We start from the raw sequence: 16551 nt of genomic DNA, 5'->3' as shown, positions 1-16551 counted from the left end.
GATGCGCCTCCGGAGTCCCTCCCCTCCGCCGGGCGGTGCTTTCGTGACCTTCGCGCCCACACGTCGCCGCGACCTCGCCATCCTGTGCGGCGCGGTCGTCCTGCTCATGTCGGCCGTCTCCCTGGCGAACCTGTCGGTCCCGGTGCTGGCGAACAGCTCGATGCATGCGACATCCACCGAGCTCACGTGGTTCGTCGACGCGTACGTCATCGCCTTCGCCTGTCTGCTGCTGCCGGCGGAGATGATCGGGGCCCGTTTCGGCGAGGAACGTGTCCTGATCGGGGGCCTGGCGCTCTTCGGCATCGCGAGCACCGTCGCGCTCCTCGCGTCGGGCATGCCGCTGCTGATCGGCTCTCGCGCGCTGGCAGGGGTGGGCGCGGGCGTGGCGCTGCCGCAGACACTGTCGATCCTGTTGCACCGCAGCGGCATGATGCGGCGGGCCACCATCGTGGCGACGTGGACCGCATCGACGAGCTTGGCGGGCATCGTGGGCAACGGGCTGGGTGGACCTCTCGTCGCGTCCAGCGGCTGGCGCAGCGCTTTCGCCGTCACGGCACCCCTGGCGCTCCTGGCCATCATCCTCGTGGTCAGCGTGGTCGGCCTCCGCGCCCGAGCTGATGTGCATGCGCCGCTCGACTTCGCCGGCACGGCATTCTTCGTCGTCGCGGCCGTCGCCACCCTCGTTGCGGTGATCGAGGCGCCGAGGCTGCTCGGCACCCCCGTCCTGCTGGTGATCCCGATCGTCGTCGCCGCTTCATCCGCGGTCGCCTTCGTCGTCTCGCAGAGGCGCGCGAGCCATCCCCTGCTTCACGTGGCGATCTTCCGAGACCCGTCCGTGCGCGCGGCCTCGCTCGGCATCGCCGCGACGTTCATCGGGCTGTTCACCCTGTTCTCCCTTCACGCGCACCTGGTGCAGACGGTGCGAGGCTTGAGCGCGGGCGTCAGCGGTCTCTCGCTCGTGCCGATCTCGATCGCCATGTTCCTGGTCACCTACGCGACCGTGCCGCTCGTGCACCGCTGGGGACTCGGTCGCGTCGTCGCGGCGGGCCTGCTCAGCTCGAGCATCGGGTTCGTCGGCGTGATCGTCTGGGGCGCGAACGGTCCGTTTCCGCTCTACGTCACCGCGCTCGTGGTGATCGGCATCGGCGGCGGGCTGTGTTCCTCGCCTCTCTCGACACGGTTGACGATGTCGTATGGACGTCACGGCGGACGCGCGGGCGCGGGTATCAACAGCACCCTCCGCGAACTCGCCTCGGCGGGCGGCGTCGGCGTCGCCGGCGTCGCCCTCGCCTTCGCGATCCCCGCGGGCGCTTCGTCGTCGGATGCCGTGGCGGTCGCCTCCGGATCGGTCGGCGCGTTCTGGTTCGTCGTCGTCATCCAGCTTCTGTCACTGGCGGCGATGGCGCTCGACGCGCGCATCCTGCCCGTGTGGCGTGCGAGACGGGGTGGAGGGCGATGATGGCCCTCCGCGCGACCGCGCCACGTTCCCGGTGCCGGGCGCGATCATCGTCCCCGCTGCGACGGGGGGTGTGCTCGACATCTCGATGATCCCCCTCGTACCCGCGGTCCGGCTCCCCGACACACGATCGGATGCCGCCGTCGAATAGCCGAACAAAAGGCGTACCACCCATCATCCAGTCGGCCCTCTGGCCACGGGGTGGTCGTTGGTGCGCCCAAATTTTCGCGCTCTTTTTTTCCCAGATCAGGAAAGCAATCTTGTTTACAAAACCGTAGCAATTGAGTCGCCAAATCAGCGATGTATACGGATACATTGGCCGCATGCCTTTCACCCAGAAACGACTCATCACGGTCGTCGCCGGAGCAGCAGCGGTGGCGGTCGCCCTGACCGGATGTGGCGCGGGAACCCGCACCACCAACGAGAACTCGACGGAGGTTGCATGCGACTACACGCAGCCCGAGTCCGCGACGACGGTCAACGTCCTCGCCTACAACTCCTCCGCCATCGACCCCTTCACCGACACCATGGTCGAGAGCTGCTCCACCGGGAATGTCACGCTCGTGCACGACCCCATCGACTTCGGCGGACAGGTGACGAAAACGACCGCGACCCTGTCGGGGGACTCGGGCACGTACGACATCCTCGAGAACTACGGCTTCGCCATTCCCGGGCAGGCCAGCGAAGACAAGCTCGTGCCGCTGAACGACCTCTTCGACAAGTACAGCGAGAAATACGCGCTCGACGAACTCAGCGAGTCGATGCTCAGCGCCCTGACCTATGACGGGCAGCTGTATGCGCTGCCCATGCAGGGCCAGATGTTCATCCTCGCCTACCGCGAAGACGTCTTCGACGAGCTCGGCCTGGAGGTGCCGACCACGTTCGGCGAGATGATGTCGGCCGCGCAGGCGATTCGCGACGCCGGCACGATGGAGTACCCCATCGCCCTGCCGTGGCTCGCGACGTCCGACGTCTCGACGAGCTTCCAAGCGATGATGAACTCGCTCGGCAGCGACTTCGTCGACACCGACGGCAACGTCACCCTCGACACCGACGAGGCCCGCACAGCGCTCGGGATCATGACCGAGCTCAAGCAGTACATGGACCCCCAGGTTCTGACGTTCGACCAGCCCGCCGTGCAGCAGCAGATGTTCAACGGCACGGCCGCGATGTCGATCATGTTCTCGGGTCGCATGAGCGACCTGACCCTGGAGGCCAACAGCGAGTACTTCGACGACATCGCCTTCGCCGCACCGCCGAAGGCGACGGCCGAGGCGGAGTACGCGTACAACCGCGTCTCGATCGACGGGTGGTCGATCCCGTTCAACACCGAACTCGACCACGACATGCTGTTCGAGATGATGGCGTCCTCGGTGGGCGAAGAGGCGTCCGCCGCCTCCGTGCCCGCCGCCTACCCGGCCCGTGCCGGCATGGTGACCGACGAGAACTCGCCGTACGGTACGGCCGCCAACGAATCGATCGTGTCGGTGATGCCGGCGATCGTCTCGCCGATCCTGGCCGACGTCTCCGTCGCCACGACGGACACCCTCGCCAACATCCTCCTGGGCAACATCTCGATCGAGGACGGCCTCGCTCAGATGCAGACGCAGGGCGAAGGCGTCCGCTGACGCACCGTCCCACATAACCCGATCCCGCCCGTGGTCGGCCCGCACCGGCCGGCCACGGGCCCCGACGAGAGGAACGCGTCCCCCCAATGAAAACGCGTGAATTCTGGTACCTCATGGCCCCGAGCCTGCTGGTGATGGGCGGGCTCCTCGCGTTCCCGCTGTTCCGCACGGTGCAATGGAGCCTCGAGGAGGTCGCCTATGGTACCGGCGGCAGCTTCATCGGCTTCGACAACTACGCCGCTGCTCTCACCGACGCGCGCTTCGGGCGGGCCGTCGTGTTCACGATCTCCACGACGCTGATCGTGACGGCGATCCTCCTCGTGCTCGGCTACCTGATCGCCGTCGGTCTGAACCGCCTCGGCAAGACCCGCCCTCTCGTGTTGGGCATCTTGCTCGTGTCGTACGTGCTTCCCTCGTTGGTGGCGGCGGTCGCCTTCTCGTGGCTGTTCAACGACAATTTCGGCGGCGTCGTGAACCGCCTCATCGAGTTCTTCGGTGGTGAGCAGGTCCTGTGGTTCACCGACCCGTTCTGGAATCAGGTCCTCATCATCGCGAACGAGGTCTGGACCTTGCAGCCGTTCGCGATGCTCATCATCCTCGCAGGTCTGCAGGGTGTTCCCGAGGAGATCAAAGAGGCCGCACGCATCGACGGGGCCAACGGTTTCCAGACGCATCTGCACATCATCATTCCGACGATCCGCGGTGTGATGGGCTTCGTCACCCTGATCGCGATCATGGACGTGCTGCGCGTCTTCGACAGTCTCGTTGCGCTCTCTCCACAGGCATCGGTCATCGGCAACGAGTCGATCCAGCTCTACGTCTACTCGGTGGCGTTCGCCAACGGCGCGCAGAACCTCGGCCTCGGTAGCGCGATCAACGTGCTGACCATCCTCATCATCCTCGTCATGCTCATCCCGTTCATCCGCGGGATCTTCAAGGAAGCGAAGGCCGCACGATGAGCCTCACCACTGCCGAACTCCGCTCGACCACCACGACTGCGGGGCCTGTCGTCTCCGCGCGCCGCAAGCGGACCCGTCCACCGCTCGTGACCGGCATCCTGCTCGGAGCGCTCTGTCTGCTCTTCATGAGCCCGTTCATCTGGATGCTGCTCTCGGTCACGAAGCCGACGGACATCGCGTTCAAGAACCCCCCGGTCCTCGGGGGCTACACCCCCACCTTCCAGGCGTTCGTCGACCTGTGGGAGACGACGTACTTCGCGAGTTATCTCACCAACACGGTCGTCGTCGCCATCGTCTCGACGATCATCGCCCTCGTCATCGGCGTTCCGGCCGCGTATGCCCTCTCGCGATTCCCGAGCTACGTCTCGGCGATCCTGCTCGTTCTCGCGCTCGTCTTCCGCTCGCTTCCGCGCTTCGCCGTCGTGCTCCCGATGTACGACATCAGCCGCGCGCTCGGCATCTACGACACCACGTTCGCGATGGCGATCGCCCTCGTGGCCATCAACCAACCGTTCACGATCTGGCTGCTGCGGAACTTCTTCGCTGAGATCCCGAGGGAGCTCGACGAGGCTGCCATGATCGACGGGTGCACCAGGATCGGGATCCTTCGCCGCGTGATGATTCCGCTGATGACCCCCGGAATCGCCACCGCGGGCATCTTCGTCTTCCTGTTCGCGTTCCAGGAGTACCTGACCGCCGTCGTGCTCACCGACAGCTCGTCGAAGACGGTGCCGGTGTTCATCGCCACCCAGCTGGGGCAGACGCTCCCGATGCTGCAACAGGCCGGAGCGGCTGCCATGCTCCTCACCCTCCCCGTCGTCGCCATCGCCTTCGTCGCGCAGAAGTACTTGGTCGCCGGACTCAGCGACGGCTCGGTGAAGGGATGACGGGGGCGAACCCGCGATGAGCGTCACGAGTCACGATGTCGCTCGGCTGGCGGGCGTCTCACAGGCGACCGTCTCACGGGCGCTCAGCGATCACCCGAAGGTCTCGCCGCGCACCAAGCACCTCGTCCGCGAGGCCGCCGCACAGCTCGGCTATGTGCCGAGCGAAGCCGGGCGCTCGCTGTCGTCAGGACGCAGTCGTCGCGTCGGTCTGCTCGTCACCGATCTCGACAACCAGTTCTACGCCCAGCTCATCCCTCCCGCCCACCGCGAACTGGAACGCTACGGCTATCAGCTCATGCTGCACACCGAGTCCGGTGAGGACGCCGCGATCGCCGACCGCCTCATCGCGGGGGGTCTCGCCGGCGTGATCCTCGCGACGGCGACGCTCGATTCGGCCACGCCCGCGCGCCTGCACGACCGGTCCGTGCCGTTCGTCTACTTCAACCGCACCGGCTCCTTCGTCGAGGCCGATGCCACGGTCGTCGACCCCGTCCCCGGGCACGAGGCGGCGGTCGAGCACATCGTCGCCGCCGGTCATCGTCGGGTGGCGGCGATTCTCGGTCCCGAGAACACGAGCACCGGACGCGCTCGCGAGGCGGCGCTGCGCAACGCCCTGCGTCGGCACGGCATCCACCTGCCCGCACACCTCGTGCGTCGCGGCGGTTACGACACCGAGACCGGTGACCGCGCCATGACCGAGCTGCTGGCCGATGCTCGACCGACGCTCGTCTTCGCGGCGAACGACGTCGTGGCGATCGGTGCGCTGAACGCCCTACGGCGTGCGGGAGCGGTCCCTGCGCGCGACGTCTCGATCATCGGGTTCGATGACCTCCCACCGGCTCGGTGGGACATCATCCAGCTGTCGTCGATCGCATACGACCTCGAGGCGATGATGCGCGAGACGGCCCGGTTGATCACCGCGCGGCTGGAGGGCTCGACGGACGCCTTCCACTCCGCGACCTTCTCCACCAGATACGTCGACCGGTCGACGGTCGGGGTCCTGCCGTCCGCGGGGGGTTAGATCAGCCCATCCGGTTCCGTCTTCCCCCCCCGTATCGCCACCGCATCTTTCACCACCGCAAGGAGAACCCATGCCCCTCGACCCGATCGCCTATCAGCCCTACGCGGACCCCGATGACTTCATCCGGGAGGTGACCGACCTCATCTGGGTGAACCGTTCGATCAGTTACATCCGGGAGAACTACGAGCCCGACTCGATCGTGCACGGCTCGCTCGGAACCTCGACGACTCGCGACGAGGTCATCGAGGGCTCCCTGATGCGGATCTCGGCGACTCCCGACCGCACCGGTCAGGCGGAAGACGTCGTGTGGGAGGCGCGCGGCGACGATGCGTTCCTGAGCTCGCATCTGGTGTTCTCCGGCCACCTGCACTCTCCCGAGGTGAGTCGGACGATCGCCAACTGCCTGTACCGCCGCGGGCGCATGGTCGAGGAGTGGGTCGTGCGCGACAGCCTCGCCGGGGCTCTGTATCACGGTCTCGACGTCGACGAACTGGCCCGCGCGCAGTCGTTCCGCGGGTACAGCGGGTCGTGGTTGGAACCGGCGCCGGTCGACCCCATCGCCGCGGGCGACTCGGGTCCGCGCCCCGACGACTACCGTCCGGAAGTCGAGCGGGTGCTGGAGCTCATCGACGTGGTCTGGAATCAGCGCGACCTGCATCAGGTCGAGCAGTTCTTCGACCGCGACCTGACGCTCCTCACCGTCGGCAACCGCACCGTGATCCGCCCCGAGGGGTACCGTCGAGCGCTTCTGCGATTCCTCGAGGCATTCCCCGCCGGGCAGTTCGAGGTGCGTGACATTCAGACCAACTACGACGTGCGATACGCGGGCCTTCGGGTCGCGGTGACGTGGAAGTTCACGGGCGACTATGTCGGCAGGTCGAATTACGGCCCGCTGACGGGCAAGCCGGTCGATGTGCTCGGCATCTCGCAGTTCACCTTCCACAACGGCAAGCTCGTTCGCGAGGTGCGGTTGTGGGATGACATCGCGTTGCGGGCGCAGATCGCCGGCATGCGCGGCGATGAGCCCCTCGAGCTCGCGAACATCTACTGAGGTGCGCACCCTGCGAGCGGCGGCGGTGTCGCCGGACGTCGTCCTCGGCGACGTCGATGGCAATGTCGGACGTGTCGCCGATGCGATCGCTTCGGCCGCCGCTCGCGGTGCGTCCCTCATCGTGGCTCCCGAGCTGGCGCTGAGCGGCTACGTCTTCGCTGACGCGGCGGAGGCGCGCACAGCTGCCCTGGATCGTCACGATGATCGCTTTGCGCTGCTGCGTGCCGCGCTTCCGGAGGGTGCGACGGCGGTGGTCGGGTACGCCGAGGCGACGTCCGGTGCGCTCTTCAACACCGCCGTGGTGTTCACGCGGTCGGCATCGCTGGCGCACTATCGCAAGTCGCATCTCTGGGGCATCGAGCGGGCGTTCTTCGAGCCGGGGGATTCCGCCGGCACCGTGGTGGAGTCGCCGGTCGGCACTCTGGGCGTCGCGATCTGTTACGACAACGAGTTTCCCGAGGTTCCGCGCCGGCTCGCACTCGCGGGTGCTGAGCTGCTGGCGCTCCCGGTCAACTGGCCCGCGGTGGCCAGGCCGGCCGGGGAACACCCTCCTGAGATCATCCAGGCCATGGCGGCGGCGCGGTCGTCCCGGTTGGCAACGGTGGTCGCCGATCGTCGCGGTGAGGAGCGCGGTGTCGCCTGGACCTCGGGGAGTGCCGTCATCGACGGCGACGGCTGGATCGCGGCCCATCCCGACGAGTCTCACGTCGCCATCGCCGACCTGGACATCCCCGCCGTCGGCGACAAGCGCCTTCCGCCGCACAACGACCTGTTCGCCGATCGGCGGCCCGAGCTGTACTGATGCGCCGGTGCAGCGGGCAGACGATGCCTCGTCGTCGGAGGCGACTCGACAGCCCGCGGCGTCACACCACCAGCCGGTACCCCATTCCCTGCTCGGTGAGCAGGTGCCGGGGTGCCGACGGGTCGGCCTCGAGCTTCTTGCGCAGCTGCGACATGTAAAGCCGGAGGTAGCCGCTGTCGGCGACCTGCTCGCTCGCCCAGATCTCCTTCAACAGCGTCTGCCGGGTGACGAGCGACCCCGGATTGCGGGCGAGGAACTCCAGCATCCGCCACTCGGTCGGCGTCAGGTGCACGCGGATTCCCGCCCGCAGCACCGCCTTCGCGGCGAGGTCGACCTCGACGTCGCCGAAACGCACGACGGACTCCCCGGATGCCGGGATCGACCGCCGCGCGTGGACCCGGAGGCGCGCGAGCAGCTCGTCGATCTGGAAGGGCTTCGTCACGTAGTCGTCGGCGCCGGCATCCAGGGCCTCGACCTTGTCGGCCGAACCGGTGCGGCCCGAGACGACGATGATGGGCGCGGTCGTCCACCCCCGCAGCGCGTGGATCACCTGCACGCCGTCGAGGTGCGGCATCCCGAGGTCGAGCAGCACGATGTCGGGGTGCGCCTGGGCGGCGAGGGTGATGGCCGCGGCGCCGTCGGCGGCGGCGACCACGTCGTAGCCGTGTGCGGCGAGCGTGATGCGCAGCGCGCGCACGAGCTGCGGGTCGTCATCGGCGATCAGGACCTTCACGGGGAGTCCTTTCGGGATCGGGATGCCACGGGCACGACGCCCGGCCTGGAGGAAGTGCGGTCGGCGGACGCGGGCGGGCCGGATGCCGCGGGCTCGTCGCCCCGGACCGCAGGCGAGCGTCCGCGGGTCACGGATCGTCCGAGCGGTGCCCTCGGCGTGGCGGAGTCGACCGTGTACGCATCACCTTCGGGTCGATCGGCGGCCACCGGCAGGGCGACCACCATCGTCAGACCGCCGCCCGGGGTGTCTTCCGGGGTGAGCGTGCCGCCCATGCCCTCGGCGAAGCCGCGCGAGAGCGCGAGGCCGAGGCCCAGGCCCGCGGTGTTGTCGGTGTCGCCGAGACGCTGGAACGGCGAGAACATGTCGTCGCGGCGCTCCGGGGCGATGCCGGGCCCGTGGTCGATCACGCGGATCTCGGCCGTGCCGCCCAGCCGGCTCGTGGCGATGCGCACCCGCCGGCCCTCGGGCGTGTGCCGGTCGGCGTTGGTCAGCACATTCACGAGCACGCGCTGCAGCAGCACCGGGTCGGCGCGCAACGGCGGCAGGTCGGAGTCGAGGGCCAGCTCCACGGCATCCGGACCCAGGTCGAGTTCGTCGAGGGCGGCGAGCACGACGCCGGCGGCATCCACCTCGGTCAGCGAGACGGCCAGCACACCCGCCTGCACGCGGCTGACGTCGAGCAGGTCGGTGACGAGCACCGACAGGGTCGCGAGGCTCTCGTCGGCGGTCTCGAGCAGCTCGCGGCGGTCGTCGGCCGAAAGGGTGTCGCCCGCGGCGCGCAGGCCCCCGAGCGCGGCGACGGCGGCGGCGAGCGGTCGACGCAGGTCGTGGCTCACCGCCGAGAGCAGAGCGCTGCGCACCTGGTCAGTCTCGGCGAGGGCTCCCGCCTCCGCCGCGGTCTCCGCCAGATCGGTGCGCTCCAGGGCGGCGGCGAGCTGCGTGACGACGACGTCGAGCAGGCGGCGTTCCGCGGCATCCAGCACCCGGCCGTGCAGCTCGAGCATCGCACGGCCCTCACCGACGGGCACGGCGGTCAGGCGTCCGTCGCGCAGCGGCTCCCCGTCGGTCGCGAGCACCGAGCCGTCGGACGCGACGAGCCGCACCCCCGCCATGCCGAAGGCCTCGCGCGCGCGGCTCACGAGCGCGGGCACAGCACTCTCGCCGCGCAGGACGCTGCCGGCGACCGTGGCCAGCAGCTCCGACTCGGCCACCGCCCGGCGGGCGGCGCGGGCGCGGCGGGCGGCCTGATCGACGACGATGCTCACGAGCACCGCGATCACCACGTACAGCACGAGCGACAGCGCGTGGTCGGGGTCGCTGATCGTGACCGTGTAGAGCGGGTCGATGAAGAGGAAATCGAGCGTGACCCCCGACAGCACCGCGGCGAACACCGCCGGCCAGATGCCGCCCGTCAGCGCCACGACCACGACCAGCAGCTGATAGGCGAGCACATCGGTGGTGATCGAATCGTCGGTGCCCGTCGCGATGAGCAGCCACGACAGGAGCGGCCCACCGGCCAGGGCGATGAGGAAGCCGAGGATTCGCCGCTTGGCGCTGAGTGCCGGACCGGTCAGGCGCGGCAGGGCGAAGCGCCCGCCCGCCCGCGCGTGATTGACGATGTGCACGTCGATGTCGCCGGAGGCCCGGATGACGGTCGCGCCGATGCCCGGGCCGGTGAGCGCCGCACCCAGGCGACCCCGCCGACTCACGCCGATGACCAACTGCGAGGCGTTGACCGAGCGCGCGAACTCGACGAGCGCGTGCGCGGTGTCGTCGCCGACGACGTGGTGGTAGGTGCCGCCGAGCGACTCGACGAGGGCGCGCTGCTCTTCGAGCGCGCCGGGGGAGCCGCCGCGCAGGCCGTCCTGCGTCGACACGTGCACGGCGAGCAGCTCCCCGCCCGCCGATCGCGCCGCGATTCGTGCACCGCGGCGCAGCAGCGTCTCGCCCTCGGGGCCGCCGGTGAGGGCCACGACCACGCGCTCGCGCGCCTGCCACGCCCCCTCGATGCCCTGCTCGAGGCGGTAGCGCTGCAGGGCCGAGTCGACCTCGTCGGCCAGCCACAGCAGCGCGAGCTCGCGAAGTGCCGTGAGGTTGCCGAGACGGAAGTAGTTCGACAGGGCGGCATCGATCCGCTCCGCGGGGTAGACCGATCCGGCCGCGAGCCGGTCGCGCAGCGACTGCGGTGCCAGGTCGACGACCTCGATCTGATCGGCGGCGCGCACCACGGCATCCGGAACCGTCTCGCGCTGCACGACCCCGGTGATCTTCTCGACGACGTCGTTGAGCGAGGCGATGTGCTGCACGTTCACCGTCGTGATCACGTCGATGCCCGCGGCGAGCAGCTCCTCGACGTCCTGCCAGCGCTTGGCGTTGCGGGACCCGGGGGCATTGGTGTGCGCCAGTTCGTCGACGAGGGCGATCTGCGGATGCCGTTGCCGCACGGCATCCAGGTCCATCTCGTCGAGCGCGACCCCGCGGTGGGCGACCGCGCGCCGCGGGACGACCTCGAGACCCTCGGCCTGCGCGGCCGTCGCGACACGGCCGTGCGTCTCGACGATGGCGATGACGACGTCGCGGCCTTCGGCGCCGAGGCGGCGGCCCTCCTCGAGCATCTCGTACGTCTTGCCCACGCCGGGCGCCGCGCCGAGGAGGACCCGGAGGCGTCCGCGCTTCACGCCGCGCTCCTTCCGCGTCGACGCGCCGGGTCAGCGTTGAGTGTCCAGGACACGCCGTATCCGACCTGACCCAGCGGCGTGTCTTGGACACTCGACAGGCGGGAGAGCGCCCTCGGCGTCGCGTTGCGCGTGGGGCGGCGAGGGACGTTGAGTGTCCAGGACACGCCGCATCGGACCCGGCCCAGCGGCGTGTCTTGGACGCTCAACAGGCGGGAGAGCGCCCTCAACAGGGTGGGGGCGCCCGCCCGCCGCGCACGGCGCCGCCGCCGCGCGGGCGGCGGCGCGACGGCGGCGGGGGACGCGGCGACAGCCATGTCAGCGATTCTCGTCGCTCACAGCGCGTCGAGCGCGCGGTTGACCTCGAGCACGTTGACGCGCGGGTCGCCGAGGTATCCCAGGTCGCGGGGGAGCGTGTGCTCCGCGACGAGCGCCTCGACGTCGGAGACGGGGATGCCACGGGCCTCGGCGACCTGTGCGGCCTGGCGTTCCGCGTTCGCGACGAAGATGTCGGGATCGAGGCCCGAGGCCGAGGCGGTGACGGCGTCGGCGGAGACCGCCCCTGCACCGTTCAGCGCCTCGAAAGCGGAACGGTTCGAGGCGATCGCGGCGATGAGGTCGCTGTTCTCCGGCCCCAGGTTCGAGCCGGTCGAGGCGGCGGAGTCGTAGCCCGCCGCGGACGGACGCGACTGGAAGTACTGCGGGAGCGCCTGGCCGTCGGCATCCTGGAACGACTGCCCGAGAAGCTGCGAGCCGACGACCGTGCCGTCGGCCGAGCGCACGAGCGATCCGTTCGCCTGGAAAGGGAGGGTGACCTGGCCGACCGCGGTGATCAGCAGCATGTAGCCGACACCGAGCAGGGCGGTGAAGACGAGCATCGCGCGGACGGCGACGCCGGCGGTACGCAGGGTGGTGCGCATGACGGGGCCTTTCAGAAGCCGGGGAGCAGGCTCACGACGAGGTCGATGAGCTTGATGCCGAGGAAGGGGACGATGACGCCGCCGAGCCCGTAGACGAGCAGGTTGCGGCTGAGGATGCTCGACGCGCTCGCCGCGCGGTATTTCACTCCGCGCAGGGCGAGGGGGATGAGCACGATGATCACGATCGTGTTGAAGATGATCGCGCTGGTGACCGCGGATGCCGGGGAGTGCAGCCCCATGATGTTCAGCACCGCAAGTCCCGGGAAGACGCCCATGAACATCGCCGGGATGATCGCGAAGTACTTCGCGATGTCGTTGGCGAGCGAGAACGTCGTGAGCGCGCCGCGCGTGATGAGCAGCTGCTTGCCGATGCGGACGATGTCGATGAGCTTGGTCGGGTCGGAATCGAGGTCGACCATGTTGCCGGCCTCTTTCGCGGCGGAGGTGCCCGTGTTCATCGCGACGCCCACGTCGGCCTGAGCCAGCGCCGGAGCGTCGTTCGTGCCGTCACCGGTCATGGCGACGAGGTTGCCGCCCTGCTGCTCGCGCTGGATGAGGGCGAGCTTGTCTTCCGGCGTCGCCTCGGCGAGGAAGTCGTCGACCCCCGCCTCGGCCGCGATGGCTTTGGCCGTGAGCGGGTTGTCGCCCGTGATCATCACGGTGCGGATTCCCATCGCGCGCAGCTCCTCGAAGCGCTCGCGCAGGCCGTCTTTCACGACGTCTTTGAGGTGGATGACGCCGAGCACGCGGCCCTCGCCGCCCGACAGCGTCGCCACGACCAGGGGCGTGCCGCCCGACTGGGCGATGGCATCCGTCTCGCTCTGCAGCTGCGCGCGCAGCGCCTCGGGAACGGGAGATCCGGATGCCGCGAGCCAGGCCACCACGGCGGATGCGGCGCCCTTGCGCACCTGTGTGCCGTCGGCGAGGTCGAGGCCGCTCATGCGGGTCTGCGCTGTGAAGGGCACGGGCTCCGCGCCGCGGGGCATCTCGGCGACGATCCCCTGGGACGCGGCGAGCTCGACCACCGAGACGCCCTCGGGCGTCGGGTCGGCCTGCGACGACAGCGAGGCGTACTCCGCGACGAGCGGCGCGCCGACGCCGGGCATCGGGACGAACGCCGAGGCCCGCCGGTTGCCGTAGGTGATCGTGCCGGTCTTGTCGAGCAGCAGGGTCGTGACGTCTCCCGCGGCCTCGACCGCGCGGCCCGACATGGCGAGGACGTTGCGCTGCACGAGGCGGTCCATGCCGGCGATGCCGATGGCGCTCAGCAGCGCGCCGATGGTCGTCGGGATGAGGCACACGAGCAGCGCCACGAGCACGGGGATCGACACCGGGGATGCCGCATACGAGGCGATCGGGTTGAGCACGAGCACCACGACGACGAACACGATCGACAGGCTCGCGAGCAGGATGTTCAGCGCGATCTCGTTGGGCGTGCGCTGGCGCGAGGCGCCCTCGACGAGCGCGATCATGCGGTCGACGAACGTCTCGCCGGGCTTCGACGTGATCTTCACGACGATCCGGTCGCTGAGCACGCGCGTGCCGCCGGTGACGGCGCTGCGGTCGCCGCCCGACTCGCGCACGACCGGGGCGGATTCGCCCGTGATCGCCGATTCGTCGACGGTCGCGATGCCGTGCACGATGTCGCCGTCGCCCGGGATGAGCTCGCCGGTCTCGACGAGCACGATGTCGCCGACGCGCAGGTCGCCCGACGGGACGTCTTGCGTCGCGGCGCCGGATGCCGAGGGGTCGGCGGCGGAGTACGAGACGACGCGGCGGGCCGAGGTGGTCGTTCGCGTCTTGCGCAGCGTCGCGGCCTGCGCCTTGCCGCGGCCCTCGGCCACCGACTCGGCGATGTTCGCGAAGAACACCGTGAGCCACAACCACACGGCGATGCCCCACGTGAAGCCGAAGGGCAGGCTGGCGTCGGTGCCGCCGAGGAACGGTTCCGCGACCGCGATGAGCGTCGTCAGCGCCGCGCCGACCCACACCAGGAACATCACGGGGTTGCGCCACTGGGCGGCCGGGTTGAGCTTCTTCGCCGCGCCCGGAAGGGCGGCGACGATCTGCGCGGCGCTGAACGCGCGGCGGGGCCCTTCGACAAGCTCAGGGACCGAGCGATCGAGCGCAGGGTTCGGCCCTTCGACCGGGTCGGGGACCTGGGAAACGGTGGCGGTGGACATCAGAGCGCAAGTCCTTCGGCGAGGGGTCCGAGGGTGAGGACCGGGAAATAGGTGAGGGCCGTGACGATCACGGCGACGCCGGCGAGCAGGCCCGCGAACTGCGGGCGGTGCGTCGGGAGGGTTCCGGCGGTCGAGGGCACGGCATCCTGTGCCGCGAGAGCACCCGCGAGGGCCAGCACGAACACGATCGGCAGGAACCGCCCGAGCAGCATCGCGACGCCCAGCGCGGTGTTGAACCACGGGGTGTTCGCGGTCAACCCCGCGAAAGCCGAGCCGTTGTTGTTGGCCGCCGAGGTGAAGGCGTAGAGCACCTCGCTCAGGCCGTGCACGCCCGGGTTGAGGATCGAGGTGCTCTCGACGTCGGAACGGATGCCGGGAACCCCGAAGCTCAGCGCGGTTCCCGCCAGCACGAGCGTCGGCGTGACGAGGATGTACAGGCTCGCGAGCTTGATCTCGCGCGGCCCGATCTTCTTGCCGAGGTACTCGGGCGTGCGGCCGATGAGCAGCCCGCCGACGAACACGGCGATCACCGCGAGGATGAGCATGCCGTACAGGCCCGAACCGACGCCGCCGGGGGCGACCTCGCCGAGCATCATGTTGAGCATCGGCATCCCGCCGCCCAGCGCCGTGTAGCTGTCGTGCATCGAGTTCACGGCACCGGTCGAGGTCAGGGTGCCCGTGGAGCCGAACAGCGTCGATCCGAAGATGCCGAAGCGCACCTCCTTGCCCTCCATCGCGCCGCCGGCCAGTTTCGGGGCCGTGCCGGCGCCGGCCATCTCGGCCCACGTGAGCAGAGCCGTGGATGCCACGAAGATCGCGCCCATCACACCGAGGATCGTGTACCCCTGCCGGTCATCGCCCACCATGCGGCCGAAGGCGCGGGGGAGGGAGAACGGGATGACGAGCATGAGGAAGATCGAGAGGAGGTTGGTCCAGGGCGTCGGGTTCTCGAACGGGTGCGCCGAGTTGACGTTGAAGATGCCGCCGCCGTTCGTGCCGAGCAGCTTGATGGCCTCCTGGGATGCCACGGGCCCGCCCGGGATCGACTGTGCGGCGCCCGCGAGGGTCGTGGCATCCGTGAAACCGTTGAGGTTCTGGATGACGCCGCCAGCGAGCAGCGCGACCGCCGCGACGATCGAGAACGGCAGCAGCAGACGGGAGGTGCCGCGCACCAGGTCGACCCAGAAGTTGCCGATCACGCCGCTCCGGCGGAACGCGAAGCCGCGCACCAGGGCCACCGCAACTGCGATGCCGACCGCCGCCGAGACGAAGTTCTGCACGGTGAGCGCGGCGAACTGCACGGTGTACCCGAGCGTCGCTTCGCCCGAATAGGACTGCCAGTTCGTGTTGGTCACGAACGAGACGGCCGTGTTGAACGACAGCGCCTCACCGGGCGCCTCGAGGTCGAAAGAGTACGGCAGCAGCGGCTGCAGGCGCAGGAGGGCGTAGACGAACACGACGCCGACGAACGAGAACAGCAGCACCGAGCGCAGGTACGCCTGCCACGTCTGGGCGCTGCGCGCGTCGACGCTGATCAGACGATAGATGCCGCGCTCGACGGCGAGATCGCGCTCGCCGGTGTAGATGCGGGCGATGTGGTCGCCGAGCGGGCGATAGGCCAGGCCCAGGGCGGCGATCAGGGTGAGGCTGGTCAGGAGGAGGGACCAGATCATTCCGGCATCCATGTCAGAACTTCTCCGGACGCACGAGGGCGACCACGAGGTACACGGCGGCCGCGACCGCGAGCACGGCGGCGAGGATCGAGAAGAAGATCATGGCCGGTCGCCCCGGCTTTCACGGGCCGCCGGGGCGGACGAGGAGGTGGCGCGGGGCGACGAGGTCCGGGCCTCCGGGCCCAGCTTCTCGACCCCCTTCGCGACGAGGGCGATCAGCGCGAAGAGCGCGACGATTGCGGCGAGGAAGACGGCATCGAGCACGACGACTCCAGGTTCGGGTGGTCCGCGGGGTTCGCGGGCGCCGCGGGGCGGCACGTTGGTCGATCCAACTCCGCCGGGTGGCGGCATCCGGGCGTCCTCACGGTTTCCCTACGGTTCGCGGGCGGACGCATACGGGGTGCTCACGCGCCGGGCGCCGGGCGCCGGGCGGGAACCGGGGGTGTGACTGCCACGGGGATCAGCGTCCGGTCGCGGTTCGTGGGCGCCTGCCCCGGATGACGCAACGCAGGAGACGTGGTGAGCGCGGGCCGCGCGCCGCAACTCCTCCGTCGTGTCCGGGC

Annotated in this window: 14 protein-coding genes; 7 read left to right on the top strand and 7 right to left on the bottom strand. The window is 69.5% G+C overall.

The genetic code is table 11. The features are described 5' to 3' along the window. The first annotated feature begins 43 nt into the window (after positions 1-43). The 7 genes from QE392_RS02780 (at position 44) to QE392_RS02750 (ending at position 7804) form a co-directional block, all read left to right on the top strand. Positions 44-1459 (top strand): MFS transporter, encoded by a 1416-nt coding sequence (locus QE392_RS02780; protein ID WP_307447565.1) that lies wholly within the window; start codon positions 44-46, stop codon positions 1457-1459. 320 nt (positions 1460-1779) lie between these two features. Next, the gene (locus tag QE392_RS02775) at positions 1780-3084 is read left to right on the top strand and encodes an ABC transporter substrate-binding protein (RefSeq protein WP_307447564.1); all 1305 of its coding nucleotides are present in this window, start codon (positions 1780-1782) and stop codon (positions 3082-3084) included. Positions 3085-3170: 86 nt separating this feature from the next. Continuing rightward, positions 3171-4043 carry a carbohydrate ABC transporter permease gene (locus tag QE392_RS02770; protein WP_307447562.1) on the top strand — a complete coding sequence of 291 codons (873 nt, stop codon included), beginning with the start codon at positions 3171-3173 and terminating at the stop codon, positions 4041-4043. Further along, positions 4040-4930, top strand: a complete 891-nt coding sequence (locus QE392_RS02765) for a carbohydrate ABC transporter permease (RefSeq protein WP_307447560.1) — start codon at positions 4040-4042, stop codon at positions 4928-4930. Before QE392_RS02770 ends, QE392_RS02765 begins: the two co-directional genes overlap by 4 nt. A 16-nt stretch (positions 4931-4946) precedes the next feature. Further along, complete coding sequence (locus QE392_RS02760) at positions 4947-5951, top strand: LacI family DNA-binding transcriptional regulator (RefSeq protein WP_307447558.1); 1005 nt, start codon at positions 4947-4949, stop codon at positions 5949-5951. A 70-nt stretch (positions 5952-6021) separates the two neighbouring features. After that, positions 6022-7002 (top strand): nuclear transport factor 2 family protein, encoded by a 981-nt coding sequence (locus QE392_RS02755; protein ID WP_307447556.1) that lies wholly within the window; start codon positions 6022-6024, stop codon positions 7000-7002. Between the two features lies 1 nt (position 7003). After that, the gene (locus QE392_RS02750) at positions 7004-7804 is read left to right on the top strand and encodes a nitrilase-related carbon-nitrogen hydrolase (protein ID WP_307447554.1); all 801 of its coding nucleotides are present in this window, start codon (positions 7004-7006) and stop codon (positions 7802-7804) included. Between the two features lie 61 nt (positions 7805-7865). On the opposite strand, the gene QE392_RS02745 is transcribed toward QE392_RS02750, so the two are convergent. The 7 genes from QE392_RS02745 to QE392_RS02715 all read right to left on the bottom strand — a co-directional run bounded on the left by QE392_RS02745 (position 7866) and on the right by QE392_RS02715 (position 16252). Continuing rightward, positions 7866-8537 carry a response regulator gene (locus QE392_RS02745; RefSeq protein WP_307447551.1) on the bottom strand — a complete coding sequence of 224 codons (672 nt, stop codon included), beginning with the start codon at positions 8535-8537 and terminating at the stop codon, positions 7866-7868. After that, positions 8534-11215 (bottom strand): ATP-binding protein, encoded by a 2682-nt coding sequence (locus tag QE392_RS02740; RefSeq protein WP_307447548.1) that lies wholly within the window; start codon positions 11213-11215, stop codon positions 8534-8536. Before QE392_RS02740 ends, QE392_RS02745 begins: the two co-directional genes overlap by 4 nt. A gap of 332 nt (positions 11216-11547) precedes the next feature. Then, complete coding sequence (gene kdpC / locus QE392_RS02735; RefSeq protein ID WP_307447544.1) at positions 11548-12132, bottom strand: K(+)-transporting ATPase subunit C; 585 nt, start codon at positions 12130-12132, stop codon at positions 11548-11550. Positions 12133-12143: 11 nt separating this feature from the next. Beyond that, the gene (kdpB, locus tag QE392_RS02730) at positions 12144-14315 is read right to left on the bottom strand and encodes a potassium-transporting ATPase subunit KdpB (RefSeq protein ID WP_307447541.1); all 2172 of its coding nucleotides are present in this window, start codon (positions 14313-14315) and stop codon (positions 12144-12146) included. Beyond that, the gene (kdpA, locus tag QE392_RS02725; protein ID WP_307447537.1) at positions 14315-15988 is read right to left on the bottom strand and encodes a potassium-transporting ATPase subunit KdpA; all 1674 of its coding nucleotides are present in this window, start codon (positions 15986-15988) and stop codon (positions 14315-14317) included. The genes kdpB and kdpA overlap by 1 nt, the downstream gene beginning before the upstream one ends. A gap of 13 nt (positions 15989-16001) precedes the next feature. Continuing rightward, positions 16002-16091, bottom strand: a complete 90-nt coding sequence (gene kdpF / locus QE392_RS02720) for a K(+)-transporting ATPase subunit F (RefSeq protein ID WP_307447535.1) — start codon at positions 16089-16091, stop codon at positions 16002-16004. Beyond that, positions 16088-16252, bottom strand: a complete 165-nt coding sequence (locus QE392_RS02715; protein WP_307447533.1) for a hypothetical protein — start codon at positions 16250-16252, stop codon at positions 16088-16090. Before QE392_RS02715 ends, kdpF begins: the two co-directional genes overlap by 4 nt. Positions 16253-16551 lie beyond the last annotated feature (299 nt).

Source organism: Microbacterium proteolyticum, assembly GCF_030818075.1.
GTDB lineage: Bacteria > Actinomycetota > Actinomycetes > Actinomycetales > Microbacteriaceae > Microbacterium > Microbacterium proteolyticum_A.
The sequence above is the reverse complement of the archived record's forward strand: the minus strand, read 5'-3'. Positions and strand labels throughout refer to the sequence as shown.